The following is an 18,962-nucleotide window of genomic DNA, read 5'->3' as shown; positions in this document are numbered from 1 at the left end:
ACGCAACCTCCTTCAGTAATCTCAAATATATGTCAAGTTATCCGTAGATAGCCTTACTTTACCAATCTCCGCACCCAGCGCATAGGCGCTGTTACCCTCCAGGAGATCGACCGCAAAAGCTCGGCACTGCGCAGGCGTTCCGCCTCGAGCGCAAATCTCAGGGCATCCATCTCGTGCGCTCTGGAACGCTCGCGTTCGGCTTCAATGGCAAACCGCATCGCCTCAACCTCTGATTGCCTCGGGATTCCGTCGTCATCCTGAGGCTGCGTCCGTCCGACCTCGATGGCAAACTTCATCGCCTCAATCTCCGACGAACTGCTTCGGACTGATTCGAGTTCACGCATCATCTTGCGCTCTTCAGAAAGCACCCCGCGCAGTCGGTCGAGTTCGTTAGATATATGACGGGTGTGGATCTTGGTGGCCTGCAGGACACGAAACGCTCCCTCGTCCTTCTCTCGGTCGATACGGCGCAAGGTGGCGATAGCATTGGCGGCAGAACCTGTCGGATTAAGCTCCAGGATCTCCGTCACGTCGTCGATCGCCGCCTTGGTCTCCTCGAGATATCGCCGGCCATTGCGTCCGTCCGGCTCGATATAGGTTCCCTCGCACCACTCGTTCCAGGAATGCAGAAACACGATCCGTTCATCGGGTGGACTGTTCTTGGCCGTATCCAACATGGTCTGCGTCAGCCATAGCCGGTAGGAGTCATTCTCGGTGTTGATGTGCACAAGGGCACGCGACGCGTATCGAGGCGTGTTGTCCCAAGGCGCCATCACCGTTTTGTGGCGCCGATAGTCAGGGATGCTGCGGCCCATATGGAAGCTGGCAAACTTGCGGTAATCGACAATATGGCCGGTGAAATCCTCTGGAAGATCCTTGGCCTCGATCTGATCACTGAGGACATTTGGCGGAATGGTGTTGGAAGGGATCTCGTAGGTCGCATCGAAGCCCATGGCGCGCGGGTGCAGCGGATCCTGCGACCAGTCATCGACCATGACCAGATACAGACCTGGGAAGCCGTGTTTCACCGCTTCCGCACGCCATCTGTCGGTTGTCGCATTGACGTCGGCGAACAGATGCGCCTTGTAGACCATCAGGATCGGCCGGCCATCGACTTTCACATATCGCTCGTCCCGGAAAGTCGTCACCAGTTCCTGGATAAAGACAATATCGTCCTCCGGCGAATGGTTCTGGGCGATGATGACTTCCTTGTCTCCGCCGTCCCAGCGCTTGCTCCAGTTTTCATTCGCCCACAGATAGAAGAACGGCGCCTTCATGTCTGAATTTATGTAATTCTCAATCGGTTTATAGAGGAGCTTCTGGCCTTGGAAATAATAGTAGTAGAAGCAGAAGCCGGAAATGCCGTGGCTAAGCGCCAGGTCCACCTGCGCACGCATCACATCGACGGAACGCAGGTCGTAATACCCCAGTTCGCCTGGTAGGCGCGGCTGGTAGTGGCCGGGGAAAAGCGGCTTTGCCTTGATGACATTGGTCCATTCGGTGAAGCCATTGCCGTGCGCCCAATCGTTCTGGTCGATGGGATGGAATTGCGGCAGGTAGAAAGCGAAAACGCGCGGCACATCTGACGAGGGCGCCACCGCGGGAGCTGTCATTCCAACTGCCGAAGTCAGGGTGCGCAACTTCCAAGCCGGTTCCGCTTCGCTCGAAAATTTATCCGAGGCCGGCTTATAGACCGTATATTTCGGCCTACCTTCGTGTTTCCCGGCCCTCATGTAGTGCAGCAGGCCATTCTGGCCGTCTGCTTCCACATCGGGGTTCATGGACAGATAGTGCAAAAGATCGAACTCGGCGCTGGGCGACAGGCGATTGCGCCCACCTTCGCTCAGAAAATGGTCGAGTGGATCATTATCCCCCACCTGTTCGTTGTGAAGCACGTACCATGCGGCATCAAACAGACCAGAGCGGATGGCAAGTTCGCGTTCCGCCGGCTCCGCCGCGGCAACGGTAACGGCAGGCACGACGTTTTCCGGATCCTTTTCTGCAGATGCCGAAGCCAGCGCCAGAAGGTAACTGACGGCCTCTGTCATCTCCTCCACGGGAATTTCTCTTGCCCGACCGGTCAAATTGCGAAGGATCTTGACGTCGCGACCGCCATCGGCGAACCGGCCCGAGAACGGATTGTATTTTCTGAACACGCCGATACGGCCCAGAAGGACGACACCGGACGTGCCGACAGCATTTGCCATATGAGCGGGACCGCTATCCACCCCGATGAAAAGCTTCGCGCGCTTGATCACTTCAGCCGTGCCGAGCAGCGATGTCTTGTTGGTCAGATCTATGACACCCGGAAGGTCAGGAAGCCGCGCACCGGCCTTGGAAGCGCCGATTTCGACGACCGCCAGGCCGTGCTTTTCCTGTATCCAGGCGACGGTCTGCCGCCATTTTTCAGTGTCCCAATCCTTATCGACATTGTTAGATTCGCGATGAATGACGCAATAATCCGCCGGCAGACCCAAGCCATCGACTGTTTCTTCGATATCCGCGCCGATATACATCTTCGGCGTAACGGTCATAGGCGGCAATCCCGCCCCGATCGAGAAAGCCTCGAGGATTGAGCCGTAATCGAACCACTCATGCGCATTGACGAGCGGATTTCCGTGCTGTTTCACCAACGGAATGCGGCAGCATTCGCAAACTCTGTAATTGACGTGAAGATCGACGATAAGGTCGAAATCTTCATGCTTCGTTTTCTTGATCCAATCCGTTAGGCAACCAAGGACAATGGTATTGTCGATGTTCGGATTAGCATCAATGAGAACGCTGTAAGGCTTGCTGACAGCCCAAGAAATTTCCGCATCGGGATAGGCATTTCGAAGGTACCGACTGACCGGCTCGCATGCGATAATGTCACCGATATGCTCGATCAGACCTACGAGAACTTTCATTGCGTCTCTCTGCTAGTGCATGAATATGATTTTGGCAAAACTAGATATCTGCGAAAGCCATAGCCAATCGGCTTCAACAATCCAACAATCTTCTTTTGTGGAACACGCAACTCCAAAGGAAACTTTCCCGGTGTGTCGATGTATCGTCCTGCCGCTTCAAGGCGCCGGCGATACGATTGTTGAGATCGGCATTAGGCAATGACGCGAGTCGAACTGGAGGTAATCAGAAAAAAAACTGACCGTCTACCACTTTAGGTGGAACAAAGGGCGTGCCGTTGCCGAAAACGTCTCGTAGGGAGCCCATATCGGGCCACCCGGGACATATCGATGCCCGATGCAAGTGGCCCGTTGATCGTGCGTGATTACCGATACTGGTCGTCCCGCATCAGATAATTTTGAACGTAGTCGCGAACGCCCTCCTCCAGAGAATAGAAGGGCTTCTCATAGCCGGCGCTCTTGAGTTTCATCATGTCGGCCTGGGTGAAATATTGATACTGGTTACGAATTGACACTGGCATGTCTACAAATTCGAAGTTGACCGGCCTGTCCGCTGCAAGACCGACAGCCAGCATCAAATCGCGGAAAGATCGGGCCCGGCCAGTGCCCAGATTGAAGAGGCCGCTGACGCCCGGGTTCTGCAACAACCAGGAAATCACGCTCGTACAATCGCGGACGTACACAAAATCGCGGAGCTGCTCGCCGTCGGCGTAGCCAGCTTTGTGCGACTTGAACATCTTGATGACTTGGTCGGCCAGAATCGGCGGTGTGTTCTTGGCGACGAGACTTTTCATGTCGCCCTTATGAGCTTCGTTGGGACCATAGACATTAAAGAACTTGAGGCCGGCCCATTGCGGCGGCGCCTCTCCGCGTCTGGCTCGCTCCAGAGCCCATTTGTCGAAAGCGTGCTTGGACCAGCCATAAAGGTTCAGTGGGTGTAACTGGTCGAGAGCGGCGTCGCTGTCGTCATCGACGAAACCTCCAGTGCCGTCACCGTAGGTCGCTGCTGACGATGCATAGATAAGCGGCGTGCTGGTCCTGGTGCACCAATCCCACAGACGCGTCGAAAACCGCAGGTTGGAGCGGATGATCTCGTCGCCGTCGGTCGCCGTGGTCGAGGAATTCGCGCCCATATGGATGACGGCATCAGCGCCCGACAAACCTTCGAGATAAGTGGACATCTCCTCGGGAAAGACGATATCTGCAAATCGCCGTTTGGCGATGTTGCGCCATTTCGCGTCGGTGCCCAAATGATCGACGATAACGATGTCATTTCTGCCGGCTTCATTGAGGTCAGCTGCGATATTGGAGCCGATGAAGCCGGCCCCCCCTGTCAGGATGATCATTGTGTGTTCCCTGTCACTGGCGTCTTGGAGCGGCCGATCAGCCGCGAGGTGGATTGTCCCTGGGTGAGGTCCGCCAGCAGCACGGCTCCACCCGCATCGCGCACGACGGAGGCACCGACCACCTGATCCTCGGTGTAATCTGCACCCTTGACGAGAAGATCGGGCAGCAAGGCCGCAATCAGGTCATAGGGCGTATCTTCATCAAAAAGCACAACCGCTGCAACGTCTTTCAACGCGCCCATGACATCTGCGCGGGCGTCCTCCGTCTGCACCGGCCGTGATGGACCTTTCAGCCTCCTCACGGAGGCATCCGTGTTCAGCGCCATCACCAGTCGGTCGCAATTGCTGGCGGCTTGGCGGATCAGCGAAATATGGCCCGGATGGATCAGGTCGAAACATCCGTTCGCAAAACCGACCTTCAACCCGCTGTCGCGCCAAAAGGCACGCGTTGCCAGAAGTTCGTCGATATCGAGCAGGCGACCGTCCTGAATGTCGCGACTCCCCTCGGAATCCTGCATCGCCAGCAGGAGTTCCTGTGGGGATATAGTCGCTGTCCCGACCTTGGCAACGACGAGGCCGGCGGCGTGATTGGCTGCACGCATCGCCTCGATGATGCTCAACCCGGATGCGAGCGTGACACCGAGCACTGCGACCACCGTGTCGCCGGCGCCCGAGACGTCGAAGACCTCTCGAGCAACGGTAGCGAGATGCATCGGCGGGTTATCGCTTCCAAAATAGGACATGCCCCTTTCTGATCGCGTGAGCAGGACATCGGCACCGCAGGTCTTGGAAGCTAGGCGGGCCGCGGCTTCCGCCTCGTCGTCACTCTCACAGGCAAGACCCGTTGCCTCCGTCAGTTCCGCCCGGTTCGGCGTGATGATAGAAGCGCCGCGATAAGCGGAAAAATCGCGCCGTTTGGGGTCCACCAGAACGAGCTTGCCGGCAGAGCGCGCATGGGCCATTGTCGCCTCCAGAACACGGTCGCTCAGTACCCCTTTGCCGTAGTCGGAATGAATTACGAGATCGCACGTGTCGATGGCTATCTTCGCCGCCTCGATAAGAGCGTCTTCGATCGCTGCCGCGAAGGGCGAGTTATCCTCGCTGTCGACACGCACGATCTGCTGATGCCGGCCCAAAACTCTGGTCTTGGTGATGGTGCTTCTGCTTTCGTCCATCACCACGCCGGAGAGATCGACACCACCAAATTGGTTCAGGCTTTCAGTCAGTCGCACGAAGCCGTTATCGCGGTTGGCGACGCCGACCAGATGGACTGTCGCACCCAACGCTGCGATATTTGCCGCCACGTTGGCAGCCCCGCCTGGCACGGTGCGTTCGGACACACGCTTGACGATCGGTACCGGCGCTTCCGGCGAAACACGACTTACCTCGCCCTGGATGTAGATGTCGAGCATCAGATCGCCGATAACCGCGACTTTTGCTGAGGCGAATTTCTGCACCATGTCCCACATCTCAAATAACTCCGAAGTCTTCTTGCTTAGCCGGTTCAGGCATTTCACGCGCCGTCAAAGGCATCAAGGCCACACTGGCGGAATATAGATGATACAAGCTGCTAGCCGGCACAAAATCCACGATCGGCTGAGCGTTGCCATCGACCCTATCAATCCAGCCACCCTCGAAAGGTCGCTGAAGAAATATGTCGTTCAATGACGACGCCATGTTTTTCGCAATAGGTAGGCCGTCGGGCAGGCCGGCGCCCGCCCTGACGGCTGCGATCTTGGCACCTTCGGTATGTGGCCAGAGCCGGTGCGAAGGCTTGCGCACATTCATCGAAAGCGAGATCTCGTCGTAGCACAGGCGGGCGTCTTTCAGTCCATACCGACAGGCCGAGGCCCAGAGAGCATTGGCGATGGCACTCTGATCGGTGCCCGAAAGGGCGCCATACCACTGCAACAACCACGCCCATTCGAATTGATGGCCGGGTTCGAAAAAGGCATCGTCCGAATGCCGCTCCAGCTGCGACCAGTCCTCATGATAATATTCCGCTAGGACGCCAAGGTCTTCCATCCAGATTTTTCTCCGGAAATGGAGGACGATATCCGATGCCCGGTCGAGAAATCCGCCATCCGGCCATGCCTCGTGTACGGCAAGATAAGCCTCCAGCAAATGCATCAGCGGATTTTGGGATTTGAGTTTTCTGGATGGTGGGTGCTGATCGTGCAGGCCCGAAAAGTGCCGGTCCACCAGACGGTTCTCGACGAAATGCGTGGTCTTCTCGATAGCGTTGCGAAGCCGCGGCGCGCCGCTAAGGTGGTAAGTGGTGGCAAGCGCCAAAAGGATGAAAGCATGGGTGTAGCTGTCGCGCACCGGAGAAACCACATCGCTATGCCTACCGATGGAAAAACAAAGTCCCTTCTCCACGTCGCCGACGTCGTTGTATCTTGACAGCAGGCTATCCATGGCGCGCAACGCGCTGTCGCCACCGGCCGGGAAGATGCCCGACAGCGCAGCGTGACTATAGACGTAGATTTGCCGCGCTTGCACCATCGCGCGATGCGGTACGTTACCGATCGTCCGGCCCTCAAAATCCAAACGCTCCGCGAACAACCCATCTCTTTCCGAATACCCTTGCGACAGCCAGACCGGCAGTGCGACTTTATGAATGTGCGCGCAATAGGCATCGATAGAGGAGGGAAGGACGGCACTCATTGGGGCAAGCCCGTCGCCACTGTCGGCGCAAGCCTGCAAAGGCAATCCGCGACGAAATCATCGAGGTTTCCGCCATTGAACAGAAAACCCTGAACTCCCATCGCGGCGGCGGCCTGCATATCTGTTTCTTTGTCGCCGATCATGAAGGATTTTGACAAATCAGTAGGAAATTGCCGGGCGGCCTTCATAAGCATTCCTGGCTGCGGCTTTCTGTCGGGATGGTCGATTTTATAGTGTTCGAGAGGCGCATCGGAAAGATAGGGGCAATAATAGAAGGCCGAAACCTCTCCACCGTGCAATGCTATACAACGTTGCATCCACTGATGTAGTTGCTGCACATCATCCTCGGTGAAAAATCCACGCGCGACACCCGATTGGTTGGTGACAACGACCACTCTGTAGCCAGCCCGTCGCAGCCGGGCCAATGCGGCCAGCGCCCCGTCAACCCAAATCAATTCCGAAGACCTGAAAAGGTAGCCGCTATCCTCGTTCAACACACCATCGCGATCAAGAAAAGCCATGGGTTGTAAGCTTGATGAAACATCGGCAGTCACTTTTCTCAACCCTTCACCAAGTTTAGTGTTTAGCAGTTAACGCTGGTGATTGAAAATCGTCAAATCAGTAACATCTAATTCTTCAGCTAATTCTATTGCCGCTCGACGCGCATAGCACGTCGGTGTAGCCTTACCAACCATTGCCGTCTAAATGGTAGGCAAAATTGTGGGAGCACTACTGGTGAATGATCTGCCCTACACGTCCTCGGCAACGAAGAAAACTGCATCGAAATATGGCGAAATCAGCTATTTCTCGAACGATTCCGGCGCCATCCGCCTGTCCCTAGAACACTATGGGGAATGGGCAGAAAATGAAATCAGCTTTATGAAGACCTTCCTGCGCAAGGGCGGCACCGTCGTTGATGTGGGCGCCTATCTCGGCACGCACACACTTGCCTTTGCTGATGCAGTTGGAGAGAACGGCCATGTCGTCAGCATCGAGGCGCAGCAAAAATCCTGGGAGATATTACAGGCGAATGTCAGCGCCAATGGGTTGAAGAATGTAAGGGTTGAAAATGCCATTGCAGGCGAGCAAGTCGACTTTCGCGACCTGGTCGCGATCGATCCGGAAAGTGCGGAGAGTTTCGGCAGTACCTCCATCGTCGCGATCAAAGAACATTCAGACACCGCCCTCAAGGTCCGCACCATCAGCATCGATTCCCTCCAAATCGCGCAGTGCGATCTTATCAAGATTGACGTCGAGGGGATGGAGGAGGAGGTGCTTAAAGGTTCCGTCAAAACTTTGGCGCAGTTGCGACCGACTATCTATGCCGAATGCAACAGCCTGGACGACGGTTTGCGGACGGTGGCATTGCTGAAGGGCATGGGCTACACGACCTTTGCCCATGTCGTCGATGCCTTCAATCCGCAGAACTTTAACCGCAACGAGAACGACATTTTCCGCGGTGCACGCGAGGTCGCTATTGTCGGAGCGATCGACCAGAATGCTGAAGTTTGTCGTGCATACTCACCGCGCAAATGTGAATTGCTGCTTAACATCGAGACTGCCGACGACCTCGCCCTGGCGATGATGAACAAGCCCCAATATGCGGTTGAGATATTGCGCGAAGGCGCTGCGAGCCGCAGCGGAGGCAATGCAATTCTGGATCAATGGACAAACGATCGGCTTGATCTCGAAGCCTGCCGGACGGACGTCACCATATTGAGATCCAAGGCGATTGCCGATGGTGCGGAGAAACATCAGCTGCAGATCGACACGGCGTGGCTGAAAAATGACGTCGAGGATCTGAAGCGCCAAATCGCCAGCTTGGGAAATAAAGTCATCGCGGAGAAGCGCGAAAGGACCGACCTCTCATTCCAATTGAAAAAAATGGACCACGAATTGGGCAACCTTGAACTCCAGGGTATTTCACTCAGGCGCCAGCTTGCGGACCGCGAGGATCAGAAGCAGCGCGATCATGCCCGCATCCGCGCCCTGCAGGATCAGATCGAAATAATCTATCGCTCGCGATCTTGGCGATTGACCTCGCCTATTCGTCTTATTGTCATACTGATGAAGCGCTACATCAGGAGAGTAAAGGGATAGCGACAAGCGTTTTTGAGGATTACAAAAGGCGCTTTGCGCGTCAAATGGGGGAAAACAAGTGGACAACACTAATATATCAATTTCTGAAGAAATTCGCATACTTTCGGAGCGTTTGCTTAAAATCCATGAGCGTATTGGGCGGGTCGAAGAGCATCACGGCGACGCCTTGACCGATTTTGGACAGCGTCTCGCTGTCGTCGAGAAGCAATATGGTGATTCCGTTGCCACTCTTGGCCGGAAACTGGAGCTACTGGAGCGCAATGCCGGCTCCCAGCAAAGCGCCCAGCCGCAGCCCGGCCTTAAGACGGAAGAAGCCAACCTGCCGACCGGCACCTTCCTCGGCCATGTTCCCGAGCGCTACAGCTCCCAGCTCAGCAAATACCGGTCGCTTGGCGGCCAGTTCGGTGAAGAAAAGAACAGCATCACCTACGGCAATGGCGACATGGTTCGCTTCTACGCTTTGGCAATGGCTTTCGATCTAATCCAAAAAGATGGTATCGAAGGCGACGTTGTCGAGCTTGGTGTCTACAAGGGCGACACGGCAGTTCTCTTCGCCAACTTCGCCCGCAAGATGTCCAAGCAGCTCTATCTTCTGGACACATTCGAAGGTTTCGACGTCCGCGATCTCGAAACCAACGAGCAGCACCTGACGGGAGCTTTCAGCGACACCGCGCTGGACTACGTGAAAAGCCGCGTGGGCGCCGAAAACACTTCATATATCCAGGGATTTTTTCCCGAAACGGCCTCCCAGCTCGATGAAAACAGGCGTTACTGCGTCGTCCACATCGACACCGACCTGCACGCTCCTATCAAGGCCGGCCTCGAATATTTCTACCCGCGGCTCAACACCGGCGGCTTCCTGATCATGCACGACTATATGAGCCTGTGCTGGGATGGGGCGATCCGTGCCATCGAGGAATTTTTCGCAGACAAGCCTGAATTTATCATCCCTATCCCGGATTTCGCCGGTACCGTGATGATCAGGAAGATCGGCTGACGATTAGACCCACGGCCGGTTTTGCCGGCCGTGGGTGAGTTCCGACGGGGAAAAGTGATCGGCGGTGCCGTGGCAGCTTTCCAAGATAGTGGTGCTCGCAGACAAGCCGAGCGAAATACAGACTGCCGACCAAGGCGTCCTAGTCACCGACTAGGGCTGAATTTCCGGATGTTGTGGAAAGTGCATCGATGGATGAATTTTCCCCCCGAGATATACCGCGGACGTGTACGTTCCGCCCACCGTTTCTCGGCACCCTCGTATTGGCGAAGGTCGGGAGCAACAGCGTAACCTAGTTTTCTTGTTTTCTTGGCAGGCAACGTCGCAACAATTTCAGCATTGGCTTTTCAATGACGAAATGGCTCAGCATGCCCACCAATATCGATGAAGTGAACAAAATCGCAATCTTCAAAAGAGGACTACTATCTAGATCCACTCGATACCACTTGGCAGCTTCTCCGATGAAGATCTGAAGCGAAATATGACTGAGGTAAATTGCGTAGCTAGCATCCCCCAGCGTGACAAACACTCTGTATCTCAGCCACTTGCTGCCCTCGAAAGCAAGCATTCCTCCTACAAGCAAGGCGGCCGGCAGTCCCCATGACAAGGCACGGCTGGTCGAGCCAAGCCGATAGTTCAGAGAAAAAACTAAAACGCTTAAGACTATGGCCATCACACCTAAGGATGGAGGTATTTTCAACTTACCTGCGATCAACGCGTATATGACTATTCCGTAGGCAAATTCCAGACACATCGACGACTGAAAATACTCGTTTCCGTCAGCCCAGAAAATGGGAAGAGTCACGGACGAAAGAAATAAAAGCACAAGAAAAACAACCGACTTCGCATAGTTTCGGCTTATCAGCAAAGCAATTGTAAAAATTATATAAAACAGCATTTCGTACTGCAGCGTCCACGCCGGGAAGTACAATGGTAGGTTATTTGGACCCGAACCAAATAAAGGAAACAGCATTAAGGACCTAATAACCTGTGACAGGGTAGGCAAATCCCTCCAGCATATGTATTTCACGATTATAAATGCGGCGGTCGCCACCCAGTACAAAGGCACAACACGTATGAAACGCCGCATCCAAAATTCATATGCGGTTTCACCAGGCCGAGTTGAAAGAAATATCACTATCCCACTGATTATAAAAAATACATCGACACCAGCAGCGCCGACGTCAACCTTCGTATCGCCTAGGCTATGGTGTAGAGTTACGGCAGCTGCGGCAAAAAATCGCAGAAAATGAATAGAATACAGCATGCCTAAGCTTTCAAAGCAACACATTAACCATTTGATTTCAATCTATGCGCGTCGCAGTTGAAACAGTCAAGCGTGCGAAAATCGGGCGACCGCTCTCATGCCCCTAGCTCCAGTTGACAAAGCACGGCAGCTGCTATTGCGGCGAATGCTGATAAGGATTTAGTTCGAAGGCCGTCTCGATACCCGATGCACAAATGACCTCGAATTGAGCAGGATCATCAATCGAGCGGATACCCCGCCTCCAGGAGGTCTGCTTCCATGAGTTCAGATGCATAGCGGGCCAGTGAGGGCTCTAGATCACGTCGCCACCGACCAATTGAATCCTTGGAAGACTCACTTGTTTTGTGATTCTTTATTTCGCTCGTCTCAGCATTTGCCGTTTCAATCATCATGGCCATGACCGCCGGTGAATTATCAACATCGAGATAGCGCAAAATGCCGGAGAGGGTGCCAAATGTATCCTCAATCAGGTTCTCGTACCTGACAAAGAAGGACGTCTCCTTCCTGCGCCGCCAACCATCGATCACATTCGAAAACAGCTCTTTCCGGATGTCGATAAAATCATGCGCATCTTTTGCGTTGTTGGCTCCAAAATCCTTCGTTTTCCTACGCTCGTTAAATGCTAGAGCAGACGCGTGCGCATCGCGCGGGTCTCGAACAAGCACTATTTCCTTGCAAAAATCACCGTATATTTCTTGAACTAAATCCGGGATAAACGAGGGTCTACTCTTCTCGACAAAATATCTCGCGCCGCCTTTAAACTGCTTGGCGGCAATTTCCGTGTATATCGTGTCGATGGATGACACAGCGCAAAATGCGTTTGCATCCGCTAGGCGTGAGACAATATTTCGATTTATTAGATTGTCTTTCTTGTTTTGCAGGTATTCATAGTTAAAATACGGATTTGGATATAAAGCGGTCTGGCCGCGATCTATATCTTTAAATTGTTCGTTAAGCTTGGAATCTCTGTAGAGATTTTGCTCCGAATTTATCTTCGCCACTTTCGCATAGTGAGCCGCTAACCGGGTCTCCATGGGGTAGCTCGTTTCAACAGCAATCTGCGGGTGCGCCGAAATCAACCGCATCATGTACGTCGTCCCGCTTCTGCCGTTGGCGGTAACGAGGACGGGGCGAATTTGTGGAGCAGTCTTCAGCTCGGTAAAGAAACGATCTTGCTCGCCGTGAATATACCCGATGTTGACTCTATCTTCTTTTTCATCAATGACGCTTCTCGTGACCACTCCAACCGAGATTCTAAATTTCGTACCCAGCCCTACCAGGCTTACGGCGCCATTGAATCCGGATATCAGCGGAATATTATAATCCGGGAAGGCGCTGACAACATCGGGCCGCTCGAATTCAACTTTTGAAACATTGATCGAAAGTTCCACGCGGAATACAATACTCAGTACGACCTTGTGCTGAGCAGCAACCCAGCCGCTGAAAACGAGATTGGGGAAGCCCCGCGCTTCATCGATAAGGAGTGTATCGAAAGATATTCCCACAAATTCTGAAATTGCGCGTTCATTGGCGATAAAGCGACAGGAAGTCATATCTTCACCTTTTGTATGTCACCGGCTACCCGGTAGCCGCCGGTTTTAACAGGTTCCCTCAAAAAGAGGTGAGCGATTTAAGCAGTTTGTGATTCTCTCGGATTGGTTAGAAACGATGGACTTCACAACGGCCTGGATCAAATCGCCCGTCGGCACTCTGCTTGGTTATGGCTCGCCACTCGCGCGATATCAAGAAAAGAGAACGGGACCAGTCAGTCCTTTTCTGCTGATTGCCCGCCGCCTGCGTCGTGCTTGGAGAACGTATTCACGTCGTAAGCGCTCCGCCCCAAATCGTCACCGACGATTGCCAATGCGAACGCTGCGGAAGGATTTCCCCTCGCTCGACCGCTCAGTGATATTTCGTCGAATGGAGGACGCTGGGGCTTCGGACGCGCGTCAACCGGGCCTGGTGATCGAAGCCCGCAAATCCGACGGTAAGGAGGCAATCTCCGGCAGGGACCATCGATAGAAAGAGTGCCCCAGGAACTTGACCCCGACATCGGACCGGAAACATACTTAGGAAGCGGGTCGAATCTAGGTTGGGACGCCGGGTAACTTCTCGGTGATGATCAGCCCTGTCTGGCCTCAACGATCACGCTATCAATTTGATTTGGCTCTGCCTGGATCGGCAACCGCATTGGGGACAAGCCGTCGGTTTTAGAAAGGCAAAAAGCTATGCATAGATCACGCAAACATTTTCGCTTTGGCCACCTTGATCGTCTTGAAGCAGAGTCGATTCACATAATTCGGGAAGTTGCAGCCAATTTTGCGCGCCCGGTGATGCTGTATTCTGTTGGCAAGGATTCTTCGGTGATGCTGCACCTCGCTCGGAAGGCATTTTACCCTGCTAAGCCGCCCTTTCCCTTCTTGCACATCGACACCACGTGGAAGTTTAAGGAGATGATCGCCTTTCGCGACCGGACTTTCAAGGAACTCGGACTGGATCTGATAATCCATATAAACCCAGATGGATTGGAGCAGAATATCAACCCATTCACGCACGGGTCGGACACTCACACACATATTATGAAAACGCTGGCGCTGCGGCAGGCGCTTGAGATGTACAAGTTCGATGCCGCCTTCGGTGGTGCGCGCCGTGACGAAGAAAAATCCCGAGCGAAAGAGCGGATATTCTCGTTCCGCAACAGCCAGCACGCTTGGAATCCCAAGAGCCAGCGTCCCGAAATGTGGAAAACCTACAATACCCGTATTAGCCCCAGCGAATCCATACGCGTCTTTCCGCTGTCAAACTGGACGGAGATCGACGTGTGGCAGTACCTCCTAGCCGAGGATATTCCCGTTGTTCCTCTGTATTTTGCTAGCAAACGGCCGGTTGTCGAACGCGACGGAACCCTGCTTATGGTCGATGACGATCGCATGCCGCTCCGCGCCGGGGATAAGGTAGAGGAAAAGCTTGTCCGTTTCCGCACGTTGGGTTGCTACCCCCTCACCGGCGCCATCGAGTCTGATGCGATGACAAGAGAGGACATCATTTCAGAAACCCGCCTTGCTCGGACCTCAGAGCGAGAAGGTCGTCTCATCGACAAAGACGGCTCTGGCTCCATGGAGAAGAAGAAAAAGGAAGGATATTTTTGATGATTGTGGCCCAGCGACACCGCCCTTCCTCTTCGATATCAGACGACTTCGAGACACAGGGAGAAAAGTCTTTTTTACGCTTCCTCACCTGTGGCTCCGTCGACGACGGAAAGTCTACCCTCATCGGACGCCTGCTATACGATTCAAGCCATATATTTGACGATCAACTCGCGGCCCTCGAGCGTGACAGCGCCCGGCATGGAACAATCGATGGTGACTTCGATTTCGCACTCCTCCTGGATGGCCTTGAGGCCGAGCGCGAACAAGGCATCACCATTGATGTCGCCTATCGCTTTTTCGACACCGAAAAACGCAAATTTATCGTTGCAGATACGCCCGGTCACGAGGAATACACCCGCAACATGGCGACCGGGGCCTCGACAGCGGATCTGGCTGTCTTGCTGGTGGACGCGCGTCGGGGTGTTTTGTCTCAAACGAGGCGGCACTCCATAATCGCGTCATTGCTTGGAATCCGACATGTCATCTTGGCAGTGAACAAAATCGACCTCGTCGGCTACGACGAAAGAACCTTCGACGAGATCGCATCACACTATCGCGAATTCGCAAAGAATCTTGACTTCATCACGGCCGTACCAATCCCGATATCCGCACGCTTTGGTGATAATGTTATCCACCGCTCAACCAATATGCCGTGGTACCAAGGCCCAACGGTGCTCGAACATTTGGAGAATGTACCGGTCGACGATGCCTATATCGATAGTCCTTTCCGCTTTCCTGTTCAGTATGTGTCGAGGACGGACCGAGATTTCCGCGGTCTTGCGGGCCAAGTCGCTTCGGGAAAAATTGCAGTAGGCGAGCCTGTCGTGGTCGCTAACTCGGGCAAACTCTCGCGGGTAAGGGAAATCGTCAGCATGGACGGTCCGCTCGAGGAAGCACGGGAAGGCCAAGCTGTAACGCTCGTACTAGATGACCAACTTGATGTGTCGCGGGGCAACATATTGGCTGCACCCGATGCTCCACCGCAGGTCGGCGATCAATTTCAAGCCCATATCATCTGGTTCGATCACGAACCGCTAATTCCGGGCCGAAGCTATATCCTCCGGACAGAATGCGACAGCGTGACCGCAAGCGTTACCAACCTGAAGCACACCATCGACATTCATAATTTCTCTCAGATTGCCGCAAATACGCTCGCCATGAATGAATTCGGCGTCTGTACCTTTGGTCTTCAGTCGCCAATCGCTTTCGACCCATTTCGGAGCAATCGCGTCACCGGCAACTTCATCCTGATCGACCGCTACACCAACGCGACTGTAGGCGCTGGGATGATCGATTTTGCATTGCGACGCGCACGGAATATCCACTGGCAAGCGCTAGACGTGAGCAAGAGTTCGCGCGCTGATCTGATGAACCAGAAACCCGCAGTGATATGGCTGACAGGGTTATCTGGGTCCGGAAAGTCGACAATCGCCAATACTCTGGAAAGGGTGCTGCATGCTAGCGGGCGGCACACCATCCTTCTTGACGGCGATAATGTCCGCCATGGGCTAAATCGGGATCTTGGTTTCACGAACGCCGATCGGGTAGAAAACATCCGCCGGATTGCAGAAGTCGCAAAATTGATGGTCGATGCCGGTCTGATCGTTATAGTCTCGGTGATATCTCCTTTCCGTTCCGAGAGGCAACTGGCGCGCGAATTGATGGGTTCCGGAGAGTTTGTCGAAGTGTTCGTCGACACACCTCTGGAGGAGTGCGTGAGGCGAGACCCAAAGGGACTATACAAGCGGGCTTTAGCAGGTGATATCCGTAACTTTACCGGCGTCGATTCACCGTATGAGGCTCCAGAAACGCCGGAGCTTCGTCTTCAGACCATAGAAGCTCAGCCAGAGGCGCTGGCGATGAGGATCCAGGAGTATGTAGAAAGGCGAACGTGACTTGCCCTATGCGACCCGTCTCAGGCCGCCGCACCATATCGTGCCTTGCGGTGGTATTCCAAGTGCGCTGTGATCCCGGAAGCGATACTTTATACTCGCTTCAGTTCCTCGAATTTTTCGTCGCAAGAGCTATCGCCACGCGTCATTGCGACACATATCGTTCCACATGTTCAAAGGGGCTGGCCTATTGAACCGCATTGTTTACCTGAATGGCGAATGGCTTGCTGAAGCCGAGGCCAAGGTTTCGGTCTTTGACCGGGGCTTCCTGTTCGCAGACGCAATCTACGAGGTGACCGCCGTCATTGGCGGTAAGCTGATCGATTATAGGGGCCACACCGCCCGCCTTCAGCGCTCGCTGTCCGAGCTCGGCATCGTCTGCCCGCTGTCGGAGGAGGCACTGCTTGCCGTCCATCGCGAGATCGTAGAGCGCAACGGCCTCGACGAGGGGCTGATCTATCTGCAGGTGAGCCGCGGGCCCGCCGATCGTGATTTCGCTTATCCCGCGGCGCCTACGCCGACGACAGTCCTCTTTACCCAGGCCAAGGCCATCCTCGAAAATCCCCGCAACCAGACGGGCATCTCCATCGCCACGGTGCCGGACTGGCGCTGGGAGCGGCGGGACATCAAGACGGTGCAACTGCTCTATCCCTCGATGGCCAAGATGGAAGCGACGCGACGCGGCGCCGACGATGCCTGGCTTGTCGAGGATGGCATGGTCACCGAGGCGAGCTCTGCCAGCGCGCATATCGTCAAGGCTGACGGCACGCTGGTCACGCGCGGCCTCTCGCACGCGATCCTGCATGGGATCACGCGGGCGGGCATCATCGAGCTTGCAAGGAGTGCCGGTATTAAAGTCGAAGAGCGGGCCTTCACGGTAGAGGAAGCCAAGCAGGCCGCCGAAGCCTTCGTCACCTCCGCGACCAATTTCGCAACACCGGTGGTCAGGATCGACGACGTGGAAATCGGCAATGGCCGACCGGGCCCGATTTGCGAAAAGCTGCGTGGCCTCTATACCGCCGAGCGGCTGTCGACGGCCATCTGACCGCAGATCTCAAAAAGGAGACCGCCGCGAGGCTCGCGGCGGTCTGTTCTGTTCGGCCCAAATCAGCTCAAACTCAGTTCTTGACGGTGTCTTCCAGGAAGAAGCGGCCGAGCGGGTTCTGGTAGAAGTTGTCGATGTTCTTGCGCGAGACGTTGATATAGGGGCTATAGTAGAGGTCGATCCAGTTGACGTCGTCCTTGGCCATCTTCTGCAGATCAACATACATCTGCTGGCGCTTGGCCGGATCGAGCTCCAGGCGGGCTGCAGCCACCAGTTCCTTGACCTTCTCGTTCTTGTAGTGGGTCGAGTAATTGTTGTTGGAATCGTGGCCGAGCACGAAGGTGGTCTTCTGGTCGGGATCGAGGATATCGTTCGTCCAGTAGTTCACCGAGATATCGTAGTCGCCGGCAACGACCATGTCCCATTCCTGGCTCGCATCGACCTTCTGCAGGTTGGCGGTGATACCGGCCTTCTGCAGCTGCTGCTGCAGCAGCACGGCAATCTGCTCGTCGACCTCGTCGCCGGCGCGCAGCAGGTAGTTCAGCTTCAGGTCCGAAGCACCGGCCGCCGCCAGCATCTGCTTGGCCTTCTCAGGATCATAGGGGCGCTGCATGTTGTCGGCGTAGTAGTAGAGCGCGCCCTTCGGAATGTAGGAATTCGCGACAGTTCCCTGGCCGAAGGTGACGGCATCGATGATCGCCTTCTTGTCGATAGCGAAATCGAGCGCCTGACGGACCTCTTTCTTCGCCAGCGCGCCATGCTCGTGATTGATGAGCAGGTGGTCTTCGCGAGTGGAAGGGTCGATGTCGACATTGAGGTTCGGGTCCTTCTTCAACTCGGCGACGCGTGAGAAGGGAACGAAGATCGCGGTATCGAGCTGGCCGGCCTGTACGTTCAGCATGCGGGTATTGTCGTCGGGCACGGAAATCCATTCGACGCCGTCGAGCTTGACGCGGTCCGCCTGCCAGAAATAGGGGTTCTTCTTCAGGATCACGCGATCGCCGCGGCGCCACTCGTCAACGACGAAGGCGCCCGAGGCCACAGGCTTTTCGCTGTAGCCGTCCGAGCCGAGCGCCTCCATGGCCTTCTTCGAGATCACCGAGACGTTGGGCAGCGCCAGCGTGGACAGGAACGGCGCAGACGGGTTCTTCAGCTTGACGGTCAGAGTGCGGGGATCGGTGGCGACGGCCGTGTCGACGACCTTGTAGGAATCGCTCCACAGCGAAGCCTTGTCGTCGCGGATGCGCAGCAGGCTGTAGGCGGCGTCCTCGGCGGTCAGCGGCGAGCCGTCGGAGAACTTGGCGTCGCGGATCTTGAAGACATAAGTCAGGCCGTCATCGGAGATGGTCCAGCTTTCGGCAAGACCCGGCTCCAGCTTGGTGCCCGTCTTGTCGACGCGCACGAGCACGTCATAGACGTTGGAGAACACCCAGTTGTCGATGTTCTGGGCGGTCTTGATAGGATCGAAGGTGGTCGAATCCTCGCGGCGGCCGATGGTAAGCACGCCTGCCGCCTCGGCAAAGCTGGCGCTGAGGCTGAGGCCGGCGAAGAGGGCTGCAAGCCCGACTGTTTTCCATTTGCTGATCATGATGTCGTTCC

At 55.0% G+C, this 18,962-nt stretch carries 13 protein-coding genes; 5 read left to right on the top strand and 8 right to left on the bottom strand.

What is annotated here, in order from left to right:
- Window positions 1-53: 53 nt before the first annotated feature.
- The 5 genes from VH564_RS21520 to VH564_RS21500 all read right to left on the bottom strand — a co-directional run bounded on the left by VH564_RS21520 (window position 54) and on the right by VH564_RS21500 (window position 7,470).
- The gene (locus VH564_RS21520; RefSeq protein ID WP_423341895.1) at window positions 54-2,906 is read right to left on the bottom strand and encodes a glycoside hydrolase family 99-like domain-containing protein; all 2,853 of its coding nucleotides are present in this window, start codon (window positions 2,904-2,906) and stop codon (window positions 54-56) included.
- A 362-nt stretch (window positions 2,907-3,268) separates the two neighbouring features.
- Window positions 3,269-4,249 (bottom strand): ADP-glyceromanno-heptose 6-epimerase, encoded by a 981-nt coding sequence (rfaD, locus tag VH564_RS21515; RefSeq protein ID WP_423341894.1) that lies wholly within the window; start codon window positions 4,247-4,249, stop codon window positions 3,269-3,271.
- Complete coding sequence (rfaE1, locus tag VH564_RS21510) at window positions 4,246-5,718, bottom strand: D-glycero-beta-D-manno-heptose-7-phosphate kinase (RefSeq protein WP_423341893.1); 1,473 nt, start codon at window positions 5,716-5,718, stop codon at window positions 4,246-4,248. Before rfaE1 ends, rfaD begins: the two co-directional genes overlap by 4 nt.
- 1 nt (window position 5,719) lies before the next feature.
- Window positions 5,720-6,916, bottom strand: a complete 1,197-nt coding sequence (locus VH564_RS21505; protein WP_423341892.1) for an AGE family epimerase/isomerase — start codon at window positions 6,914-6,916, stop codon at window positions 5,720-5,722.
- Window positions 6,913-7,470, bottom strand: a complete 558-nt coding sequence (locus VH564_RS21500) for a D-glycero-alpha-D-manno-heptose-1,7-bisphosphate 7-phosphatase (protein WP_423341891.1) — start codon at window positions 7,468-7,470, stop codon at window positions 6,913-6,915. The genes VH564_RS21505 and VH564_RS21500 overlap by 4 nt, the downstream gene beginning before the upstream one ends.
- A gap of 181 nt (window positions 7,471-7,651) precedes the next feature.
- On the opposite strand from VH564_RS21500, the gene VH564_RS21495 reads away from it, so the two are divergent.
- Window positions 7,652-9,016, top strand: a complete 1,365-nt coding sequence (locus tag VH564_RS21495) for an FkbM family methyltransferase (RefSeq protein WP_423341890.1) — start codon at window positions 7,652-7,654, stop codon at window positions 9,014-9,016.
- Window positions 9,017-9,182: 166 nt separating this feature from the next.
- On the top strand, window positions 9,183-10,013 hold the full coding sequence (locus VH564_RS21490) for a TylF/MycF/NovP-related O-methyltransferase (RefSeq protein WP_423341889.1): 831 nt from the start codon (window positions 9,183-9,185) through the stop codon (window positions 10,011-10,013).
- A gap of 289 nt (window positions 10,014-10,302) precedes the next feature.
- Here the strand turns inward: VH564_RS21490 and VH564_RS21485 are convergent, their stop codons facing one another.
- Window positions 10,303-11,277, bottom strand: a complete 975-nt coding sequence (locus VH564_RS21485) for an acyltransferase family protein (RefSeq protein ID WP_423341888.1) — start codon at window positions 11,275-11,277, stop codon at window positions 10,303-10,305.
- Window positions 11,278-11,495: 218 nt separating this feature from the next.
- Window positions 11,496-12,830 carry a sulfotransferase gene (locus VH564_RS21480; protein ID WP_423341887.1) on the bottom strand — a complete coding sequence of 445 codons (1,335 nt, stop codon included), beginning with the start codon at window positions 12,828-12,830 and terminating at the stop codon, window positions 11,496-11,498.
- Between the two features lie 675 nt (window positions 12,831-13,505).
- On the opposite strand from VH564_RS21480, the gene cysD reads away from it, so the two are divergent.
- The 3 genes from cysD (at window position 13,506) to VH564_RS21465 (ending at window position 17,363) form a co-directional block, all read left to right on the top strand.
- Entirely contained in the window at window positions 13,506-14,426 is a 921-nt protein-coding gene (gene cysD, locus VH564_RS21475) for a sulfate adenylyltransferase subunit CysD (protein WP_423341886.1), read from the top strand.
- Window positions 14,426-16,321 carry a sulfate adenylyltransferase subunit CysN gene (gene cysN / locus VH564_RS21470; RefSeq protein WP_423341885.1) on the top strand — a complete coding sequence of 632 codons (1,896 nt, stop codon included), beginning with the start codon at window positions 14,426-14,428 and terminating at the stop codon, window positions 16,319-16,321. Before cysD ends, cysN begins: the two co-directional genes overlap by 1 nt.
- Before the next feature lie 187 nt (window positions 16,322-16,508).
- Window positions 16,509-17,363 carry a D-amino-acid transaminase gene (locus VH564_RS21465; protein ID WP_423341884.1) on the top strand — a complete coding sequence of 285 codons (855 nt, stop codon included), beginning with the start codon at window positions 16,509-16,511 and terminating at the stop codon, window positions 17,361-17,363.
- Window positions 17,364-17,436: 73 nt separating this feature from the next.
- On the opposite strand, the gene VH564_RS21460 is transcribed toward VH564_RS21465, so the two are convergent.
- Window positions 17,437-18,951 carry an ABC transporter substrate-binding protein gene (locus tag VH564_RS21460; RefSeq protein ID WP_423341883.1) on the bottom strand — a complete coding sequence of 505 codons (1,515 nt, stop codon included), beginning with the start codon at window positions 18,949-18,951 and terminating at the stop codon, window positions 17,437-17,439.
- Window positions 18,952-18,962 lie beyond the last annotated feature (11 nt).

This window comes from Rhizobium sp. HT1-10 (assembly GCF_049472505.1).
Classification (GTDB): domain Bacteria; phylum Pseudomonadota; class Alphaproteobacteria; order Rhizobiales; family Rhizobiaceae; genus Rhizobium.
The sequence above is the reverse complement of the archived record's forward strand: the minus strand, read 5'-3'. Positions and strand labels throughout refer to the sequence as shown.